Source organism: Acinetobacter sp. ANC 4178 (assembly GCF_004331175.1).
Taxonomy (GTDB): domain Bacteria; phylum Pseudomonadota; class Gammaproteobacteria; order Pseudomonadales; family Moraxellaceae; genus Acinetobacter.
Window position 1 is genome coordinate 1 of record NZ_SJOD01000001.1, and the last position, 21134, is coordinate 21134.

Annotated in this window: 24 protein-coding genes; 9 read left to right on the forward strand and 15 right to left on the reverse strand. The window is 37.9% G+C overall.

The window, feature by feature from the left end; translation table 11 throughout:
- Positions 1–477 precede the first annotated feature (477 nt).
- The 4 genes from E0H87_RS00005 to ftsY form a co-directional block, all read right to left on the reverse strand.
- Positions 478–1149 carry a DUF2057 family protein gene (locus E0H87_RS00005; RefSeq protein WP_131321250.1) on the reverse strand — a complete coding sequence of 224 codons (672 nt, stop codon included), beginning with the start codon at positions 1147–1149 and terminating at the stop codon, positions 478–480.
- Between the two features lie 252 nt (positions 1150–1401).
- Positions 1402–1995 (reverse strand): nitroreductase family protein, encoded by a 594-nt coding sequence (locus tag E0H87_RS00010; RefSeq protein WP_131321252.1) that lies wholly within the window; start codon positions 1993–1995, stop codon positions 1402–1404.
- Positions 1996–2177: 182 nt separating this feature from the next.
- Complete coding sequence (locus E0H87_RS00015) at positions 2178–2864, reverse strand: nitroreductase family protein (protein ID WP_131321254.1); 687 nt, start codon at positions 2862–2864, stop codon at positions 2178–2180.
- Positions 2865–3038: 174 nt separating this feature from the next.
- On the reverse strand, positions 3039–4142 hold the full coding sequence (gene ftsY, locus E0H87_RS00020) for a signal recognition particle-docking protein FtsY (RefSeq protein WP_131321256.1): 1104 nt from the start codon (positions 4140–4142) through the stop codon (positions 3039–3041).
- Positions 4143–4394: 252 nt separating this feature from the next.
- Between ftsY and E0H87_RS00025 the strand changes: the two genes are divergently transcribed.
- Positions 4395–5702 carry a M16 family metallopeptidase gene (locus tag E0H87_RS00025; RefSeq protein WP_227547301.1) on the forward strand — a complete coding sequence of 436 codons (1308 nt, stop codon included), beginning with the start codon at positions 4395–4397 and terminating at the stop codon, positions 5700–5702.
- Between the two features lie 15 nt (positions 5703–5717).
- Positions 5718–7346 carry a M16 family metallopeptidase gene (locus tag E0H87_RS00030; RefSeq protein ID WP_131321260.1) on the forward strand — a complete coding sequence of 543 codons (1629 nt, stop codon included), beginning with the start codon at positions 5718–5720 and terminating at the stop codon, positions 7344–7346.
- 290 nt (positions 7347–7636) lie between these two features.
- On the opposite strand, the gene E0H87_RS00035 is transcribed toward E0H87_RS00030, so the two are convergent.
- Positions 7637–7999 carry a hypothetical protein gene (locus E0H87_RS00035; RefSeq protein ID WP_131321262.1) on the reverse strand — a complete coding sequence of 121 codons (363 nt, stop codon included), beginning with the start codon at positions 7997–7999 and terminating at the stop codon, positions 7637–7639.
- Positions 8000–8218: 219 nt separating this feature from the next.
- Between E0H87_RS00035 and E0H87_RS00040 the strand changes: the two genes are divergently transcribed.
- From E0H87_RS00040 to E0H87_RS00050, 3 genes are all read left to right on the forward strand, one after another.
- Positions 8219–8452: a hypothetical protein gene (locus E0H87_RS00040; RefSeq protein ID WP_131321263.1), complete on the forward strand. Its 234-nt coding sequence runs from the start codon at positions 8219–8221 to the stop codon at positions 8450–8452.
- Between the two features lie 137 nt (positions 8453–8589).
- Positions 8590–8964, forward strand: a complete 375-nt coding sequence (locus E0H87_RS00045) for a DUF2750 domain-containing protein (RefSeq protein ID WP_131322472.1) — start codon at positions 8590–8592, stop codon at positions 8962–8964.
- A gap of 144 nt (positions 8965–9108) precedes the next feature.
- The gene (locus E0H87_RS00050; RefSeq protein WP_131321264.1) at positions 9109–9540 is read left to right on the forward strand and encodes a CBS domain-containing protein; all 432 of its coding nucleotides are present in this window, start codon (positions 9109–9111) and stop codon (positions 9538–9540) included.
- A gap of 60 nt (positions 9541–9600) precedes the next feature.
- Here E0H87_RS00050 and trpB read toward each other — a convergent pair whose 3' ends face one another.
- The 9 genes from trpB to E0H87_RS00095 form a co-directional block, all read right to left on the reverse strand.
- Positions 9601–10809, reverse strand: a complete 1209-nt coding sequence (gene trpB, locus E0H87_RS00055; RefSeq protein WP_131321265.1) for a tryptophan synthase subunit beta — start codon at positions 10807–10809, stop codon at positions 9601–9603.
- Between the two features lie 77 nt (positions 10810–10886).
- On the reverse strand, positions 10887–12074 hold the full coding sequence (locus E0H87_RS00060; protein ID WP_131321266.1) for a vWA domain-containing protein: 1188 nt from the start codon (positions 12072–12074) through the stop codon (positions 10887–10889).
- A gap of 13 nt (positions 12075–12087) precedes the next feature.
- Positions 12088–12939 carry an AAA family ATPase gene (locus E0H87_RS00065; protein ID WP_131321267.1) on the reverse strand — a complete coding sequence of 284 codons (852 nt, stop codon included), beginning with the start codon at positions 12937–12939 and terminating at the stop codon, positions 12088–12090.
- Positions 12940–12959: 20 nt separating this feature from the next.
- Entirely contained in the window at positions 12960–13343 is a 384-nt protein-coding gene (locus tag E0H87_RS00070) for a hypothetical protein (RefSeq protein ID WP_131321268.1), read from the reverse strand.
- A gap of 20 nt (positions 13344–13363) precedes the next feature.
- Positions 13364–13666: a YcgL domain-containing protein gene (locus E0H87_RS00075; RefSeq protein WP_131321269.1), complete on the reverse strand. Its 303-nt coding sequence runs from the start codon at positions 13664–13666 to the stop codon at positions 13364–13366.
- Positions 13667–13798: 132 nt separating this feature from the next.
- Positions 13799–14941 carry a ribonuclease D gene (locus E0H87_RS00080; protein ID WP_131321270.1) on the reverse strand — a complete coding sequence of 381 codons (1143 nt, stop codon included), beginning with the start codon at positions 14939–14941 and terminating at the stop codon, positions 13799–13801.
- A 239-nt stretch (positions 14942–15180) separates the two neighbouring features.
- Positions 15181–15777 (reverse strand): recombination mediator RecR, encoded by a 597-nt coding sequence (gene recR, locus E0H87_RS00085; protein ID WP_131321271.1) that lies wholly within the window; start codon positions 15775–15777, stop codon positions 15181–15183.
- A 56-nt stretch (positions 15778–15833) separates the two neighbouring features.
- Positions 15834–16163, reverse strand: a complete 330-nt coding sequence (locus tag E0H87_RS00090; RefSeq protein ID WP_131321272.1) for a YbaB/EbfC family nucleoid-associated protein — start codon at positions 16161–16163, stop codon at positions 15834–15836.
- Between the two features lie 27 nt (positions 16164–16190).
- Positions 16191–17378, reverse strand: coding sequence for an O-succinylhomoserine sulfhydrylase (locus tag E0H87_RS00095; protein ID WP_131321273.1), 1188 nt, complete (start codon positions 17376–17378; stop codon positions 16191–16193).
- A gap of 143 nt (positions 17379–17521) precedes the next feature.
- On the opposite strand from E0H87_RS00095, the gene E0H87_RS00100 reads away from it, so the two are divergent.
- Positions 17522–18613 carry an alpha/beta fold hydrolase gene (locus E0H87_RS00100; protein WP_131321274.1) on the forward strand — a complete coding sequence of 364 codons (1092 nt, stop codon included), beginning with the start codon at positions 17522–17524 and terminating at the stop codon, positions 18611–18613.
- 10 nt (positions 18614–18623) lie between these two features.
- Positions 18624–19496 (forward strand): NAD(P)-dependent oxidoreductase, encoded by an 873-nt coding sequence (locus E0H87_RS00105; protein WP_131321275.1) that lies wholly within the window; start codon positions 18624–18626, stop codon positions 19494–19496.
- A gap of 111 nt (positions 19497–19607) precedes the next feature.
- Here the strand turns inward: E0H87_RS00105 and E0H87_RS00110 are convergent, their stop codons facing one another.
- Positions 19608–20024 carry a hypothetical protein gene (locus E0H87_RS00110; RefSeq protein WP_131321276.1) on the reverse strand — a complete coding sequence of 139 codons (417 nt, stop codon included), beginning with the start codon at positions 20022–20024 and terminating at the stop codon, positions 19608–19610.
- Positions 20025–20275: 251 nt separating this feature from the next.
- On the opposite strand from E0H87_RS00110, the gene E0H87_RS00115 reads away from it, so the two are divergent.
- On the forward strand, positions 20276–20545 hold the full coding sequence (locus E0H87_RS00115; RefSeq protein WP_131321277.1) for a YARHG domain-containing protein: 270 nt from the start codon (positions 20276–20278) through the stop codon (positions 20543–20545).
- Positions 20546–20588: 43 nt separating this feature from the next.
- Complete coding sequence (locus E0H87_RS00120) at positions 20589–21008, forward strand: HIT family protein (protein ID WP_131321278.1); 420 nt, start codon at positions 20589–20591, stop codon at positions 21006–21008.
- Positions 21009–21134: the final 126 nt, after the last annotated feature.

A 21134-nucleotide genomic window follows, 5' to 3' on the forward strand; every position in this document is an offset into this window, starting at 1 on the left:
AACTCTTCAGTTTAATACTTGCTAGCACCTTAAAGGGTGCCAATCTTGGCTCATCAATTTTCTGACATCAATTTCTCAAATAAACTTCGAGCAATTTCTACCATCAATCAATGAAAATAATTTCGATCGATCAATCAGTAAAAATCCACACAAGTTGTTCTTCATAATCTCTTAATGATCTATCTAATACCTCGTCAGTATTAGATGCTGGACTCAATATACTCAACAACTCAGCGCTTCGCGCTTCGTTCGTTTCCGTCTATCTCGTCGGCATGGGGTGCATTCTATACGGTTTTGCTATGAGTGCAAGCGCATTTTATAAAAAAATGCGAAATACATCACCAAGAGATTATTAATTAATCAAATCGAATATTTATCACACTAAATTTAGCATCAGAGCATATTTTTTACAGGTTTCTACACTGAAAAAACTCAGTACACATTCATATACTGAGTTTTTTAATATTAAAAGAGAGCTTAGTTTGCTTGTTCAGCCACCCAACCCATAAATTTTTGTCTTTCTGCTTTATTTGCTTTTTTCCATAGTTCAATTAATTCTTGATCTACAGGGATAGCATTTGATTTGGCATTTGTCGCAACTTGTAATGTCGAAGACGGTGAGTTTGCCACAGGCTGTGTATATACAGCTGGCGGTTGATTAACGGGTGTAGATTTTTTTTGTGTTAAATCTAAAGCTCCACCAAACATACTGCGACTTAACCATGGTTTTTGTTCTGTATTTGCACCAGTTTGCTGAACCAAAACTTGCTGTTTTTGATCAAAAAGCGCAATTGTAGGTTGTTGTGCGTATTTTTTGGCATCTTCAAACGTTTTTGGTGGATTGATTAAAGCTAATTTATAGGTTTGATTGTCTTGAAGGCTTGGTGTTTTCAAAGTAACAACACCTGATTTAACAATATCATGCTCACCAGACATATGTTCAAAATACTGAATGTAGCGAACGCTAATGTCTGAACTACCCGCATCTAACTTATAGGTATTATTTTCTGAACGGAATAAACCTGTATTCACTTCTTGATCATTTACCGCAAGAATCTTGATTGTTTCTGGAGCTGTGATTGTAACCGCTGAAAATACCGAACTACTTACCATTAATGCCGCTGTAGCAAATGTTAAACGTAAAGCCATTTTGCCTTCTCTTGATTCATTGTTAAATTTTAGTTGCACTATGCAAGTTATAAATGACAATTTTATGACAAAGTCATTTTTGAAATGCAACCGATTTCTTTAACTTATTTTTATATACTTTACACAATAGATGATATTGGCATTTGGTCGAGGGGAAATCCGAATGCACATGGTGCATATACGATTTAATATAGAAATTTGATCATTTAAAGACACCGCAATCATCAATGTAAATGACTGCGGTAAAGACATTTAGTTAAATGTTTTAAAGCGGATGTTATCGTCTAAATATGTTTTCTCACCCGCTGGTGCTTCTATTGAACCTAACACTAATTGAGCGCGTAGCTTCCAATGGCTTGGAATGTCAAAAGTTGCCGCAACTTCAGCATCAATTACTGGATTATAGTGCTGTAAGGATGCACCAATATTATGTTCAGCCAATATTGTCCAAACTGCATATTGCGCAATTGCTGATGAATGCTCTGACCATACAGGGAAGTTATCTGCATAGAGTGCGAATTGCTCTTGCAATGATTTCACAACATCTTGATCTTCATAAAATAGAACCGTAGCGTAACCCGCAGCGAAACTATCTATTTTTTTACTTGTATTTTCAAATGCTTCCGCTGGAACCATTTTACGCAAAGTTTCGCGTACAATTTCCCAGAACTTATGGTGTGATTGACCAAATAGGCTAACGACGCGTGAGGTTTGAGAGTTGAAAGCTGATGGACTTTCACGTACAGCATCCTTAATAAGCTGTTCGACTTCTGTTTGTTCTAGATTTACATTCTTTCCAATTGCATAAATTGTACGGCGTTTTTTCATATGATCTAAGAATGCCATTATTTTGTCCTCATTCATTTGTTCGTTTAAATAGAGAGTTATATCTCAATTGTCATACATGTATCTTAAGTGGTTTGTAAATTATATAAAGACCTATGATTGTGACAGTCTGTTTTATATTTAGAACGTTCAAAGGATAACAAAATTTTCTTCATTACGGCTTAAACGAAATTGTCACTCTCTTACTTAAAAATCAAAAAATCTGCTTCTTTCTTGACAGCTTCCACATACTCGGCATCTTGTTCGATCGAACCAAATACTAGCTGGGTTTGCAACTTCCATTTTGTACTGAGTTTTAAGTATTGTGCAACTTTGTAATCAATTGAGGGACTGTAATAATTAAAATTCGCACCTATTCCTATTTCTGCTAAAGCCATCCAAACTGCATATTGCGCCATTCCTGAACTCTGTTCTGACCACAATGGTAATTCTGCTGAATTTAAGGGTGAATTCTTTTGCAAGTTTTCGATGGCTGTTTGATCTTCAAAAAATAAAACTGTTCCATAAGCCGCGTTGCATTTCTGAATCTTTATTGCAATTGCTGGAAATAAGTGTTCGGGTATTTGTGTTTTTTGAATTTCTTGAACCAAACGCCAAAATTCCGTATGTGCTTTGGAAAATAGAATAACAATACGTGTAGTTTTCATGTTCACTGCAGATGGGCAACTTAAAGCAGCTGTATGAATCAACTCAGTTAAATATTCTTGATCATATGCTAGGTTCTTACCTAATTTCTGTATGGATTGGCGTTGTTGTAATTGTTGAAGATAATCCGATTCCTTTGAATCAGTTTCATTTTTTCTATTAAAAATTAAGTCCGTTGTAATTTCAGTTGTTAGCACTTGGCTAAGTTTATCTAATAGTGCCATTGATTACCCCACAAAACCCAAATACACATATTTTTTTTAAGGGTTTTATTCTAACGCTAAATTTCTGGGAAATAATCATTTACTCAGGATAGAGTGTTCTCTTTTAAATCAAACAAATACCCTAAAAAAGATAAACTCCGCATTTTGCGGAGTTTATGTGAAATAGACTACTTTTTATTTTTCGGTTTCAAACAATGCTGCTACAAATGATTTAGCAGAGAATGGGCGTAAATCATCAATTTTTTCACCGACACCAATAAAGCGAATTGGAACATGAGTGCGACTTGCGATGTTAAACAGAACACCACCTTTTGCTGTTCCATCTAATTTAGTGATCGTAATACCTGTAAGACCAACAGCCTCATCAAATAATTCGACTTGGTTAATCGCATTTTGACCTGTGCCTGCATCGACAACCAACATAATTTCGTGTGGCGCAGTAGCATCAATTTTTTGCATAACACGCTTAACTTTCGTCAATTCTTGCATTAAATGACTTTTGTTATGTAAACGTCCTGCAGTATCGGCAATTAGAACATCAACACCTTTTGCACGTGCACTTTCAAAAGCATCGAAAATGACAGAAGCACTATCTGCACCATGACCTTGAGCAACCACGGCGATATTGTTGCGCTCACCCCAAATTTGCAATTGCTCGGTTGCTGCTGCACGGAAAGTATCCCCAGCAGCAAGCATGACTTTTTTACCTTCACCTTGCAAACGCTTAGCCAATTTACCAATTGTGGTGGTTTTACCTACCCCATTTACACCGACAACCAAAATCACAAAAGGGTTTTTATTCGGATCGATATGCAAAGGTTTAACACGTGGAGCAAGCAAGTTAACCAATTCTTCTTGCAATGCTTTATACAAAGAATGTGAATAAATCAAATCACCACGCGCTGTACGCTCAGTCAAATTTGCGATAATTGCTTTGGTCGCATCTACCCCAATATCTGCAACTAAAAGCTGCTCTTCAACTTCTTCTAATAGCTCATCATCAATTTCTTTACCACCGATCAAAATGTTGACCATACCATCGGCAAAGTTTTTACGGGTTTTGGTTAACCCTTCTTTCATTCGGCTAAAAAAGCCGCCTGTTGACTTTTCGGCAATTTGCTCATCGGAAGTTATTTGAACTGAAGTCGTAACTTCTTCAGCTTTTGGAGTCTCAACAATTGGTACATTTACCGCAGGTAAACTTGGTAAAGTTACATCATCATCCCCAATATCAGCATCAATCAAAAATTTATTTTGCCCAGTAGATTGTTGTTGCATGCCGAATCCTTTGAAAAGCAGCGTGTTAAAAGTTAATGATTTTAGCATAAAAGAGAAGGATTTTCCTTATCTTGCCGTATCGTATAAATCAGCTACAAAAAGCTACACCCTTATGTTGCATTTATAAATAATTTTCTAAAGAATGATTTTAAATACCAAGGTTTGTGAGTTCCTTAAGTGTTTGGCAAAAATAATAATAACCGCCTAGAACAATCATCTATACTCTTAGGTATATTGATCTTAGTTTGTCCGATTTATTGTTCTCCAGTTTATGCAAAACCTCAAAACAATCTGACACACTCAACCTCAGAATATACTTTAGACAATGGGCTGAAAGTGATCATCCGCGAAGACCATCGTTCACCTATGGTCATGACACAAATTTGGTATGCCGTTGGTAGTAGTGATGAATCAGGAAATCTGTTCGGTATTTCACACGCTTTAGAGCATATGATGTTTAAAGGCACCACCAAAGTACCTAATGATGAATTTACTCGTTTAAGTCGACTGTATGGTGGGAGTGTAAATGCTGCCACTTTTACCAACTACACCTATTATTATCAACTCTACCAAAAAAACTTTTTACCTTTGGCTTTAGAATTAGAAGCAGATCGGATGAGTAATTTACTGCTCAGACAACAGGACTTTGATACTGAAATTAAAGTCGTTATGGAAGAACGACGACAAAGAACCGATGATAATCCTCGTGCTCTCGCATCAGAACGGTTTAGATGGATTTCTTACCCAACCAGCCACTATCGGCAACCTGTAATTGGCTATATGAAAAATCTCAACACTTTACAATTAAATGATCTCCAAAAATGGTATCAAGACTGGTATGCCCCCAATAATGCTATTTTAGTCATTGTTGGTGATGTGGATACTCAACAAACGCTTCATCAAGTTCAACAATACTTCTCTGCTATTCCAGCAAAAACATTAACTCAAAGAAATGAAGTTCAAGAATATACAAATATTGGCTATCGCTATATGGAGGTTAAACTTCCCGTACAAGTTCCAAATCTCTTTTTAGCTTGGAATGTTCCTTCTTTATCCACCGCGCAAAATCCACAAGATGCCTATGCACTCGCTATTATCAAAAATATACTGGATAGCGGGATAACATCACGACTTCAAAACAATTTAGTCCGTAATCAAAAATTGGCGACTTCAGTCAGCGCATCTTATGATCCGTATAATCGAGGTGATAGCCTTTTTAGTCTTACTGCCATTCCTGTAGATGGCGTTTCACTGGAGGAGGTTGAGAAGGCCTTATTGACTGAAATAGAAAATTTAAAAAATAACCCTGCTGCTGATGATGAAGTAAATCGTGTAGTCACAAGATATATGGCCGATTTAATTTACAGCCAAGATGATATTGCAGGACAAGCCAGAATGATTGGAACATTGGAAGTGAATGGCTTGAGTTATCACTTAATTGATCAATTACAACAACATTATGAAGCTATTACCCCAGAAGATATCCGACGCGTGGCAAATACCTATTTCAACCGAAAAAATTTAAGCAATATGCATATTCTTCCTGAACAACAAAAATGACTAAGGGATAAGCAAATGTGGCAATTATATTTATGTTTCATGGCCTCTTTTTTATTTTCACCTGCTAGTTTTGCTGAGCTTATACAAAATACCAAAACAACAAACGAGTTCAGCTCAATTGCTCATTTACAAAGCCTCAAAAATATTCAGGAAAATCCACATCAAATTGCTCCCTACGTACATGAACTCAATAATCGTTTTCATGTTCGATCACTTTTTGTGGAATCGCCAACTTTACCCATAGTTGACATTCAACTGACCTTTAATGCTGGTTCGGCACGGGACTCTGAGATTGGTTCTAATCTTTATGGTTTATCCAACATGGCCGCACAACTTCTGGATGAAGGAACAACCAACTACACAGCGCAGGAAATTATTTCAACCTTTGAAAGTGTTGGAGCAAAATTCAGTGTGGCTACATACCGAGATATGTTTATTATCAAATTAAGGGCCTTATCCGATCCTGAAAAGTTACAACCTGCCTTAAGCATGATGCTTGAAGTATTGAATCACTCTACCTTTAAGGCACCCAGTATTGATTTGATGCTCAGTAATACTGCTGTTGGGCAAAAACAATTAAAAGAAAACCCAGATCGTATGAAAAACATTGTGTTTTATCGGACATTATATGGCAAACACCCTTATGCCGAACCCATTACTGGAACTCAAGCCAGTATTAAACGCATCACGCCTGAAAATTTGATCGAGTTCCGTAAGCAATTTTTGGTACGGAATAATTTAAATATTGCAATTACTGGACAACTAACTCCCAAAGAAGCTTTAAAACTATCTGAAAAAATAGCCAAACAATTACCTGAAGGCAGCCAAGCCAATCCTCTCCCTGCTCCAAGTATTCGTACAGATTTTAATATTCGGCATATCCCTTATTCATCAAGCCAAGCACATATTGTGATGGGTGAAATCGGAACCACTCGAGATGATCCAGATTATTTGGCACTGCAAGTTGCGAATCGCATATTTGGAACAGGAGGATTTAATTCCATCTTAAGTCAAGAACTCCGTGTTAAACGAGGACTGACCTATGGTGTATATAGTAATTTTAATTTCATGCAAGCTGCTGGCCCCTTTAGCTTAGGCTATTCAACCGAACAAGCTCATTTGCTAGAAAGTATTCAGATTGCACATCAAGCCTTGGTCAATTTCATTGACACACCGATTGACCAACAGCAATTTGAACAGACCAAACTAGGTATGATGCGGGCTTTCCCCAATAACTATAGTAGCAATGCAGCAATTAATGCTCAGTTAGGCGCTATGGGTTTTTATCATTTACCTGCTGACTATTTAAGTCGCTACAGCGAAGAATTAAATCAATTAACCGCTATTCAAGTACAAAATGCGATCCGAAAACATTTACACCCAGATCGACTAACCCTCGTAATTTTTAGTAAAAACCTAGATAAATCTGCCTTAGAACGTATTTTACAAGAAAACTTAAACACGAGTAAAAAATTAGCTCAACCTCAAACAACACTTCCTAAAATGAACGAACCGTATCATCCGCCAAAGGAGGAAGCTCCTTTGCACGATTCTTCTCCGTATGATATGCCCGCATCAATTTCAAGTAATGACCTATGGTCACCTGATGCTTATACAAAAGTTGATCTGCCATATCTTGAGTAGAAGGATAAGAAGCTTGCTGAGATAACTGTTTAATTTGATGATATTGCTCTGGTGTCACTGGTCTAAACAATGCAAAAGTAGCCAAAAAAAGAATCGCACCAATAATTAGCGCGACCAAGAAATAATATAAATTCTCTAATTTAAACTGATAAAAAAAATGAATAATTTTTTGCTTTGCGCTATGCATACACTACCTCGAATCAGCAGATAGTGTAGGTTGGGTACTAAAGAATCTCAAGTTTATTTGCCCAGTCTTAACCTGAAATGGCTAAAAATGGGCAAATTTGGTCTTAAGCACTGGTAATATTACGAACCACGGCAAAATAAAGAATAAAAGCAATTAAAGCCAACGCCAATACAATGGCAAACATACCTACTCCATGCTCTGCATCCGCAGGATGTAAGTCCTCATCATCCGCAATTCTGCGCAGTTCCCCATCGTACATTTTATAAAATTCAACTCTTTGTTGTGGCTCCAGTGTTCGCGTAAAATCATACACGCGCTTACGCTGAGCCAAACAATATTCCCCTAAATGAATTTCATTGTGAAAAATGGCCTCATCTAATTGTTGACGATGATAGTGAGCCAATTCAATAATTTTTTCCGCGTTCAGTGGTAAATCAAAAGTAAAGCCGTCTATTGTATTTGTCATATTATTCTCCTTTTAATTACAGTATCCTGTCGTTACATCTTAATAAAAAAACATTTTGACTATTGTTTAATCATGTAACTTGAATTTATTCGTACAACCCTCATATGTTATTTGACTTTTCATCCAATCTGTAATATTAGTTTAATAATACTTAGTTAAATTAGTATAAAGACTATAAAAGTCGAGTTGTACAATCATAATTACAATAAGGAGTTATCTATGATTCAACAAATTTCTCATCATGAGTTAGAACATGCATATGCTACTGCGGTGAACACTATTCAATCGCAAATGAACTTTTCAGAAGCAGTTCTACAATTGGAAGACGTGGCACGTGCGGGTCATGGTAAAGCGGCAATGTTTTTAGCTGAACTGTACTATCAAGGATTCCGTGTAGAACGCGATTCACTTAAAGCACAATACTGGCAGAAAATGGCCACGATGCAAGCATAATGAAACGTCACTTAGGTGGCGTTTTTTTTGGCTCTATTTTTCCAAAACATATTTACTTACGATTTTTCGCAAAGCTTACACAGAAATTTAACCTGATGTTTTTACAATAACTCATGACTTCACAACGTTTGTCCAATATGAAACAAATTAGTCAATTACAACCAATCGCAAAAGACTTATTTTTTAAAATTACTATTCTTAAATCCATGATGTACTGCGGTGTGTTATGGGGTTTATACAATCAAGGTTGGGCAATCATGTCTGACCAAGATGATTTTATTTTTCCGTTCTGGATGAATAGCGTTCAAGCACATAAATATGCAGAAGTTCATTGGCCAAGTTATATCCCTCGTAGAATTACACCGGCTGATTTTCATACATCATTGTTGCCAACTTTGGCTCGACTCAAAGTCATTCCTGCGCTATGTAATTCTTCTAGCCAAAAATTTAAACTTACGACTCAACAAATGCGCCATTTTTTCTTTGCCGACCTACAATTTCAACCCGCATAAGACTATAAAGCGAAATAAGGTGTTTGATGAAAACACTTTATTTCGCTTACTTAAATGCAATTAATGACTCTTCAGGTATTTGCATTTTTATTGTTTCGCGTTAAGTTAAATATCAAACAATAAACAACATCAGAGATGAATAATATGACTAAAGTTGCACAAGTCCTTCAAGATAAATCCGAACAGTCAATTTTTACAATTCGTCCAGATTCTACCGTATTTGAAGCAATTACACTTATGGCTGACAAGGGCATTGGCGCTTTAGTCGTTACACAGGACGAAAAAGTCGTTGGGATTGTGTCTGAACGTGATTACACGCGTAAAGTTGCCTTGATGGAACGCACTTCATTCACAACCAATGTCAGTGAAATTATGACCGCAACGGTATTGACCGTAACAACCAACACAAGCATAGAAGATTGTCTAGAGTTAATGACTGATCGCCACCTACGCCACTTGCCTGTGGTTGAGAATGAACGACTGATTGGCTTAATTTCAATTGGTGACTTGGTTAAAGCAGCAATGGCTGATCAGAAAAAACTGATTGAACAATTACAGCAGTATATTTCTGGCTAATGAAATGCAGAGTAATAGATAAAAAAGGTCAGCATATGCTGACCTTTTTAAATTTAAGTTTTAATTTAGACCAAGCTTATCAGCAACATAGTCAGAATCTTTATCTCCTCGACCTGACAAATTCACCACGATTTTCACATCTTTTGCTAATTTTGGTGCTTCACGTAATGCCCATGCAACTGCATGAGAGCTTTCTAGTGCAGGCACAATCCCTTCCACACGGGACAAAATCATAAATGCATCTAAGCATTCTTGATCTGTTGCAGTTGTATATTCGACTCGCCCTAAATCTTTAAGGAAGCTATGTTGTGGTCCTACACCAGGATAGTCCAAACCAGAAGCAATTGAATGTACAGGTAATGGCTCACCTTGATCATCTTCCAAGACATAACATGCCATACCATGAATTTGACTTGGCTTACCCAATGTTAAGGTCGCTGAATGCATAGCTGTATCCAAACCATGACCAGCAGGCTCAACACCAACCAGTTTCACATCAGTATCATTTAAAAATGCTGTAAACGCACCTATGGCGTTAGAACCTCCACCGACACAAGCCACAACATAATCAGGATTTTGTCCAAATCGGTCTTGGGTTTGTACTTTAATTTCTTTACCAATAATACTTTGGAAATCACGCACCATTTTCGGAAATGGATGTGGACCCACGACAGAACCAATCGCATAAATATAATTTTTTGGATCGTTCAGGTATTCTTCAAAAGCACTATCAACTGCATCTTTTAAGGTCGCTGTCCCACGCGTAACCGAAATCAGTTTTGCTCCAAGGATCTTCATTTTCACAACATTTGGATGTTCTTTCTCAATATCCACTTGCCCCATATGAATTTCACATGGAATTCCAACTAGAGCACACGCTGTAGCCAAAGCCACACCATGTTGTCCTGCACCTGTTTCTGCAATGACTTTGGTTTTTCCCATGTACTTCGCAAGCAATGCCTCACCAAGACAATGGTTAATTTTATGTGCGCCAGTATGATTCAGATCTTCGCGCTTTAAATAAATTTGCGCACCACCCAATTGCTCCGATAAACGCTTAGCGTGAAATAAAGGACTAGGTCGACCAACATAATTTGCAAATAAGTCTGCAAGTTCATTTTGAAATTCTGAAGTATGACGAATTTCTTCATACGCCACGTTAATTTCATCCATGGCTTCTTTAAGATACGGAGGAATAAACTGACCACCATAAGGTCCAAAAAAACCTTCGGCATTGGGTAGGTCGACTCCATTAATTTGATGATTCATCACTTATTCCCCCTAGTCTACATTTATTATTTCTTACTTTATTGAATACTTAGGACGTATTTAAAAACAGGATAAAATTAACGTGCTAAGTATTTGGTTAAATCCTCTACCCCTTTTAAGGTCATCGGATACATATGCTGCTCAAAAATCTGTTTAATTGAGCCGATCGTTTGTGTGTAGTGCCAGTAATTTTCTTCTTCTGGATTTAGCCATGCTGTTTTATCGAAATGCTGACGTAACCGATATAGCCACACCTGACCCGACTCATCATTCATATATTCAACAGAACCACCAACCGAATTAAGTTCATAAGGTGCCATACTTGCATCACCGACAACAATTACACGATAGTCACGCCCATAGGTATTGAATAAATCCCATGTGTTCATGCGCGTGCTGGAGCGACGTACATTATCTTTCCATACATAGTCATACAAACAGTTATGGAAATAAAAATATTCGAGTGTTTTGAATTCTGTTTTGGCTGCACTAAATAACTTTTCACATTGCGCAATATGGGAATCCATTGAACCGCCCACATCAAACAACATCAAGACTTTAACGCGGTTACGGCGTTCAGGCACCAATTGAACATCCAAAATGCCCTGCTTGGCAGTTTCTTTAATGGTGCCATCAATATCCAGTTCTTCAGCAGCACCTTGACGAGCAAACTTACGTAAACGGCGTAAAGCCAATTGCATTTGACGTGTACCAAGAATCTGCTCGTCATCCAAATTACGGTATTTACGCTGCTCCCAAACTTTTACTGCGGAACGCTTGCGCCCTGGTCCACCAATGCGCACACCCTCAGGATGATCACCAAAAGCACCAAAGAGAGAAGTCCCCCCCGTACCAATCATCTTGTTTCCACCTTGATGTTTTTTATGTTGTTCGCGTAAACGCTCCTCCAACATTTTCATCAACTCTTCAAGGGAACCTGCCTTTTTCAACTCTTCCCGCTGTTCTGGCGTGAGATGCTTTTCTAATAATTCTAGATCAAACCAATCTTTCGGTAATTGCTGAACTTGATTGAGCAATTCATCCAAATTAAAAGTAGAAATACCATCAAAGTAGTCTTTCATGGCCCGATCAAATTTATCAAAGAAACGCTCATCCTTAACCATAATAGTTTTGGTGAGCTGATAAAATTCTTCTTGATCGGCAAATACCAAGCCTGATGCGACCGCCTCATTCAGATCAATGAGTTCTCGTGTAGATACAGGCACACCATATTTGCGTAATGTATAAAACAAGCGCACAAACATGCGTGTTTCTCCTTTAGCGACGCGACATAAAGGCTAAACGCTCAAGCAACTGCACATCTTGCTCGTTTTTAATCAATGCACCATAAAGTGGTGGAATCGCTTTAGATTTATCATGATTACGGAGTACATCTTCTGGCATATCATCTGCCATCAACAGACTTAACCAATCAATCAATTCTGAAGTTGAAGGTGGCTTTTTAAGACCAGGCACTTGACGTAACTTAAAGAAGACCTGAAGCGCCTCATTCACCAAAGCAGTTGAAACTTGCGGAAAGTGCACATCGATAATTTCACGCATGGTTGCTTCATCTGGGAACTCGATATAATGGAAGAAACAACGACGCAAGAAAGCATCTGGCAATTCCTTTTCATTATTCGACGTAATGATGACAATTGGACGTTGAGTCGCAGTAATTGTTTCGCCAGTTTCATACACAAAGAAAGACATTTTATCGAGTTCGTGTAATAAATCGTTTGGAAACTCGATATCTGCCTTATCAATTTCATCAATCAACAACACACAGCGTTCTTCACTGGTAAATGCTTCCCACAATTTACCTGGTTTAATGTAGTTTTTAATGTCGTAGACACGGTCATCACCCAACTGGCTATCACGCAAGCGTGAAACCGCATCATATTCATACAAACCTTGCTGTGCTTTGGTTGTAGACTTAATGTGCCATGTGATGAGTTTTAGACCTAAGCTTTGTGCAACTTGTTCTGCTAATAAAGTCTTACCCGTTCCCGGTTCCCCTTTAACTAATAGTGGCTTTTGCAATGCACGCGCAGCTTTTACTGCTAGCTTTAAACTATCAGTCGCGATGTACTGACTTGTACCCGTAAATTGTTGAGTATCAACAGACATAAGATAACCTTATTTTTTATTTAAAGTGGTGAACTTTTCTTGTTAACTACAGATATTTCGCGTTTATCGCTATATTTCGACCAGCAATAGCCCACGATCAAACCCAAACCAAGAACACATAAAATTGCAGCTAAATTAAACCAGATAAGCGGGTTTTCTTTAGTCAATATGCCAAACATTAAACCAAAAAATGCAGGTGCAATTGAAGCATTTGTCCCTTCAGAAACCGTTGGCGTTAGCATTACGGCAAAAACAATCACCCAACTAATTCCACCCAACGGTTTTGGTAAGCGCTTCGCAATTGCATACCAACACCATAAAATAATGATGCTGCCCAGCAAATACACACTGACTGCAATCGTATCTTCAGGAATTGTGTCTAAAATTGAAAGAAAATTATCCATAGTACAACTCCTGAAAAAAATTAAGCACCACGTAAGCCTTCTGGGGCTACTGCATTCGGGTTAATTAACCCTTCTGGTGGCATTTGAATAAAGAAACCATTGGTTTCTATCGAATCCATCACATGTAATACATTCACACGCGCCAACTTACGCGTTTCGGTCAACTCGATATGCATAACAAACGTCGCGCGACCAAAAGCAATACGTAAAGCTTCTGGAACAACGTCTAATGGATTAGATGCTTCTGCATCATTTTCAGAAGGACGAGCAACATAAAGGTACATCTCGTCTTTTTTGCTCGATTTATAGATTGAACAATGCATGCTTAGAACATTACTTAACTTAGAAAATACAACGCCAAGCATACAACAAAAAATAATCTGATTCAGTAATGATTATTAACGCAGCAGTCGTCAATTTGTCTAAGTGTCAATTCTTTAAACAAATCTAAGTAACTATTGTGCAACTTGCATTTGTGTAGATAAATATTGCTGATCTGCATGTAACACTTGAATGAGTGGCTTGGTCAAAAGCTCATAGCGCCACCCCAGTAAATAGTTGGGTAAATCTTGCTCATCTCGCCCTGACACGACATGCTGATACACGGCATTCAGCCACTTTTTACGCAGCAGGACTTCCTTGGGAACCAAGGTTTCATTCGCCACGTTTTGAATAAACGTATCGACCTTATTACCAATTTCTTTCGAGGAGTGGCGGATTGGTCGTGCCATACGTAATGGCCATTCTTCTTGAGCAGGTAAAAACTTCAACAAATCTAAAATGGTTTTTCCGTGTTCACGTAGAATATTTTGACGAATATCTTTGATATTACACAATTGGAAATGATTTTTTGGATTCTTCTCAACCAAATCAATCATGGTTGAATTCTTAAGAATAAAGCTACGCGGTTGGTTCAACGCTTTGACCATTTGCTCACGCCAAACTGCCAATTGCTGCAATTGCATGAGTTCACGGCGTGAATGTCGGTAATTTCCAATATCTTGATAGAGCAAAGTTGGTAAAGTTTCTTGACCAATTTCATAGGTCAGATTTCGGCAGTCTTCCTGTGCAAACTCTAACAAGTGTTTTTCTTGTAACTCAGATCTAACTTTCTGCGCCAGTGCCATAATATACAGCACATCATTCGCAGCATAATTGAGTTGTTCAGGTGACAATGGTCGGGCCAACCAATCTGAGCGCGTCTGATCTTTATCAATATCTACATTGAGCATTTGCTTTAGCGCATTTTGATAACTAACTTGTAAGCCATGACCCAAAAATGACATGCCAACTTGGGTATCAAAAACATTACTCAGTGACTTATCTTGTGCATAATGATAAATCAAATCAATATCTTCGCCACAAGCATGAAACACATTCAACTGCGCAGTAAATATTTTTTTCCAGAATCCACTTAAATCTAAAGTTGTTCCATCTAACAAATAGACTTGGTCAGCAACATTTATTTGGAACACCCCAAGTTTTGGCCACAAGGTATCCACTTTAATAAACTCTGTATCAAGCCCATAAATGGAATTTTGATCCATGATGGACAAAAAGTTATTTAAATCTGTTTGGTGCTGAATAAACTGAAACATACTGCCGAGTCTAGGAATAGATTCTCTAAAAAGGTATCTTACCTCATATATAACAATTAGCTATAAAAATTTTAATTTTCTGCTAAAGAATTATTTAAATTTTAGTACATAAGCTCTATTTGTCTGTTTATTGATACTTTTTTTATATCATTAATTCTTTAAAAATATACCAATCGTTAAAATAATTTCTAAAATTTAAAGTACTATTCTCCTAAAATAAACATGAAACAAGCATTCACTTATTTCATGCGCATACGATTGTGTACAGCCTGACTCAAAGTATGGCTATCCACATATTCCAACTCACCACCTTGTGGTACACCCTGTGCAATTCTTGTCATATGTACAGGTATATGCTTACAAGCTTCAACCAAATAATGTGCAGTTGCCTGACCTTCAACAGTTGCGTTGGTTGCAAGAATCACTTCAGTAATTTTGCCATCGGTTAAGCGTTGCACCAGATGTGGTATGCCAATTTCGTCTGGGCCAATACCGTCCAGCGGTGACAAATGTCCGCCCAAGACGTGATATTTCCCTCGGAAACTTCCACTTTGCTCAATGGCCATGACATCCGCTGGAGACTCAACCACACACAATATCTGATCATCTCGCTCCGTTGAGAGGCAAATATCACACACTTCATCTTCTGTGAGTGAATGACAAACACAACATTCATGAATATGATTGGTCGCTTCTGTTAAAGCATGAGCTAAACCCACTGCACCTTCCCGATTTTTCATAATCAGATGCAGTGCCATACGTTGCGCAGACTTTGGTCCCACACTCGGTAAAATTCTTAAAGCATGAACTAATTGTTCAAATCGATCACTAAACACCGTTATTCCTATATAAAAATACCTCCCTAAAAAGGGAGGTAAGTAACCACTTGGGATTAGAACATTCCCGCAAGGCCTGGTGGCAAGCCCATACCCGAACTCGCACCTTTCAGGCGCTCTTCAGAAATAACTTCTGCCTGACGTGCCGCATCATTCATTGCAGCCGCAATCAAGTCTTCAATCATATCTGGATCATCTTGCAACAATTCAGGATTAATCTCGATGCGCTTGACCACATTACGGCAAGTCATTGTTACCTTAACCAAACCACCGCCTGCTTCCGCATGAACCTCAGTCTTTGCAAGCTCTTCTTTGGCTTTTTTAAGATTAACTTCCATATCTTTTTGCATGCGTTGTGCTTGTTGCATCAGCATATTAATGTTCATAAAAATCTCCGAACATAAAATTAAAAATTAGATTAAGTCTAAACCACGTGCGATATCACGAATAATATCATCAATATCTTCTAAACCAACAGAAACGCGAATTAAACCTTCGCTAATACCTGCTGCTTGTTTAGCCTCAGCCGACATTCTGCCGTGCGATGTCGTCGCAGGATGGGTAATCGTTGATTTGACATCACCCAAGTTACTGGTAATTGATAAGAAGCGAGTATTATCGATGACCGTCCAAGCCCCTTCGCGCTCGCCTTTCACAACAAAAGAAACCACACCACCAAAACCAGATTGTTGTTTCTTGGCTAACTCGTGCCCATCGTGGTTTGGCAAACCTGCATAATACACTTTTTCAACTTTAGGATGTGCATCGAGCCATTCTGCTAATTTTTGCGCACTGGCACAATGTGCTTTCATGCGTAAGCTTAAAGTTTCTAAACCTTTTAAGAAGATCCACGCATTAAATGGGCTCATAGAATTACCCAGTGTACGAATTACACCGTTAATTTCTTCAACCAATTTATCTTTGCCGACGACTGCACCGCCTAAAGCACGACCTTGACCATCAATGTATTTGGTTGATGAATAGACAATCAGGTCTGCACCAAACTTAATGGGTTGCTGTAAGATTGGCGTACAAAAAGTATTATCCACTGCAAATAAAGCGTCATGTGCATGCGCAATATCAGCAATCGCCTGCATATCACCCACTTGAGCCAATGGATTCGACGGCGTTTCAATAAATAAAAGACGCGTATTTGGACGAATCGCTTGTTTCCAACCGTCTAAATCTTCCAAGTCTACAAATGTTACATCGACACCAAATTTAATGACATATTTTTCAAACAGCGAAATGATCGAACCAAATACAGCGCGCGAACACACCACATGATCGCCCGCTTTTAAATAAGCCAAAGTCACAGCATGCACTGCCGCCATACCTGAACTGGTCGCTACTGCACGTTCAGCACCATCTAATACAGCCAAACGCTTTTCAAATGCTTGTACCGTTGGGTTGGTATAACGTGAGTATGTATTGCCTTCAATTTGCCCTGAAAATTTAGCTGCTGCATCTGCCGCACTTTCGCAAACAAACGAAGATGTTAGGAAAATTGGCTCACTATGCTCGCCTTCAAAAGTACGTGTGTGACCGGTACGAATCGCTAAAGTGTCTAATTGATATTCGATGTCGTCGTATTGGCTCATTTCTACGATTCAGTTCTCAGAACTGCCTTTGTGAATAATTGCCAACATTTTGAGCGTCTACGGCATTTCAGGTCAAGGTAAAATATAAAATTATCGTTTAGACTTCGAGCAAATCTTCAAGTAGGTCAATGAATATGCCCTCGATGACAAAACTCAGACAACGGATCTCTAGTAAGAAAGTCCAACTCAAAAACTTATCGACTCGTGTCTTTAAACAACATTCACTTATTTTGTCTGAAAGCACACCTTATGAAATTGTCGCTCACAATGATTATTCTAAAGTGCGTTACTATCCAGCCGCGTCAAAGCATTATTTAGAACCACTGGTTTTTGTGGCACCTTTTGCCATTAATATGGCGATATACGATTTGTTTCCTTATCGGTCTTTAGTGAAGCATTTTCAAAATCAAGGTTTTGATGTGTATTTAATCGAATGGAAACACTTTCGTTTTCGTGACCGACATATTCATTTTCTTACCATCGTCGACTACGCACTCCCTGACTGCATTAATAAAATACGCAGTCATGCTCAATCTGAGCAAATTTCACTGCATGGTTGGAGTATGGCGGGCATTTTTGTTTTACTCTATAGTGCCTTACACAAGCCGAATTTTGTTAAAAACTTAATGGTTTTAGGCAGTCCTATTGATAGTTATGCCTCTGGATTCATTGGTAAAATCAATCAAAATATGTATCACCTTATCCAAAAGAAACCATCACTAAGTCAATACTTGTTTTCTAGTCATATTCCAAAAAAATTTACGCATACGTCAGGGCGCTTAAATTCTATTAGTTTTAAAATTTTAGATCCTAAAGGCTGGTATGCAAGCTATAAAACCCTTTTGAATAACTTGGATGATTTGGAAACCATCAGTGAAAATGCCACCATTAGCCAGTTTCTAAATAATATGATTGATTATCCTGGTGGCATTAACCAAGATATGATTTTTAAGATTTGGCTGAAAAACGAACTAAAAAATGGGGTTATTCAGCTAGAAGATAAACAAATCAAATTAAATTCAATCACTTCATCTTTGTTGATTGGCGCAGGTGAAACTGATCAACTTGTGACTGAAGCCGCAATAAAACCATTATGCGAATTGACAAACAGCCAAGATGTCACGTTTACTCTAATCCCCGGAGGGCATTTGGGCTTAATGTCGAACAAAGCAAGTGCTGAACAATTTTGGCCCAAACTCACTTCATGGCTAGAACAAAGATCGACAAAGATATAAAGGAAAAATTATGATTCATTCAGTTGCTTTTATTGGTTTAGGTGCTATGGGATATCGCATGGCTGCTCATCTTCCTAAACATTTTGAAACCGTGTTTGTTTGGAATCGTAATTTCTCCAAAGCCGAGCAACATGCAGCTGAATACGGAACCCTTGCTGTTTCTTTACAAGATGCAGTTCAAGCAGACATTATTTTTTCTTGCCTTCCAACTAGCCAAGATGTTGAAGCACTTATTTCTGGACTAGAATTAAAAGCAGGTAGTATTTGGATTGATTGCACGAGTGGTGTACCAGAGTCTGCTAAAAATCTGGCAGAAGCTTTAAACATACAACAGGGTTCTTTCTTAGATGCCCCTGTAAGTGGTCAAACGATTGGGGCTGAAAATGCCACACTGACCGTAATGGTCGGTGGTGATGCAGAAGCATTCGAAAAAGCACTCCCTGCCTTGCAAGCGATTGGAAAACTCATTAAGCATGTAGGTAACTCAGGTGCTGGTTTCGCTGTGAAAGCTGTGAATAATATGCTTCTTGCGGTCAATCTTTGCTCAGTAGCCGAAGGCTTTACCACTTTAAAAGCACATGGTGTAAATTTGGGTGAAGCATTAGATTGCATTAATGCCTCTAGTGGTAAAAGTGGTGTGACTGAAACTGTATTACCTCAACGTGTCTTAAACCGCAGCTTCCCGCTTACCTTTGCTTTACCATTATTGGCAAAGGATACTGGAATAGCATTAGATTTGGTCCGTGATGCTAAACTTTCAGCACCTGTAATTGCGTTGACACAAAGTCTGATACAAGCAGCAAGTGATCTTTCGCCTTCAGAAAGTGATTTTTCTAGTGCAGTCAAATTATATGAATCTTGGAGCAAAATTACGCTGGAGTGATTTAAGTTTCTATGATGCAATAAAAAAGCCTCTATCTAATAGCAGGCTTTTTTTATTTTAACTATTTCTGCAAAATCAGAATCTCTAAATTGGCTAATATACCGCTATCTTTTAATCAAATAATTTTGACCAGTCAGTAGCAAGATGTTGCTCATCTTTAACTACTACCGTTCCTGAGGTTGTAAGCCGCATATTCTCAGCCGTAATAATCAATTCTGGCTCAGCATCATTAAATTCAAAAACAAATTGATATTTACCATTTCCCACCTCTTTAACTTCGTAATCAATGATGTAAAATTGCCCACAACTTAAATCATTCGTAATACTGAATTTATTAATCGAAGCATTTTCAAAAGTCACTAATGCTTTCTCAAGAGAATATTGCTCCAATTCACAATCAAAATCAGAAAATATATGGACATATAAAATCACATCGAATTTCCATAATTCTGGATTCCAATCAAGTAAGAATCCATACAATCTAGAATCATGTAAAGCCCCAAGATATTTATAAAAATTTTCAATCATGTCATTCCCCCACAACAAATTCAAAAAAGTCCAGCATAACGTTCGACTAGACACAATAACAATTAAAGTAAAATAAGTTAAATCTTTATTATCAATTTAATTTTATAAAACCATTGATATATATAACTTTTACCTATCATGTTGGACAAAATTACGTTAGAGTAATTTATTGCCATTGAAGATGACAAATTAAACCCAATATTGTAATAAGGTATTAAACATATACTGTTACAAACCATGAGGAAACTCTTATGAGTAAGTTGCTTATTGCTTGTCTTGCAGGTCTATCAACCTTTATTGGCGCAAATACGATGGCTGCAACGCCAGAGCAAGAGTGTCAAAAACTCAAAAATGATCATGATGTGATTTATGCATCTAAAGGTTTCTGTTTCAAAGACCCTGAAGCAAAAGCAAAGTTTGGTAATGACAACTGCTATACCACCAAACCTAAATTTTCAGATAAAGAACAGCAACGCCTTGACGAAATCAAAGCACGTCAGAAAGAATTAAATTGTAAATAACCACCAAGCTTCTCCCTAAATGGAGACCGTTAAAGGAATAATTATGGCTTACGATGATCAAAATATTTTTGCAAGAATCCTTCGTGGAGAGCTTCCTGCAATCAAAGTGTATGAAGATGAACAGGTTCTTGCTTTTATGGATATCATGCCGCAAGCTGAAGGTCACACCCTAGTCATTCCTAAAACACCAGCAGTAAACTTGCTCGATCTTCCAGCTGAAGCTGCTGCTTATACCATTCAGGTTACACAAAAAATTGCTCGCGCAATCGAAAAAGCACTTGGCGTGGATGGCATTATCTTAATGCAATTAAGTGGGGCTGCGGCTGGACAAACTGTTCCACATATCCATTTTCACCTTATTCCGACCAATGTACATCAGTTAGGCAAGCATGCTGCACAAATGGGTGATCAAGAAAAGATTAAAGCTCAAGCTGAAAAAATTAAAGCAGCATTAAAATCATAATTTGATTATCTACACAGCAAATGGAGCCATTCGGCTCCATTTTTTATATTCGGTAAAAAATCAAAATAAAACTGAGAGTTATCCAATCACGCCTCGTCATCAAACTGTCATTTAGTTTTCACTTTG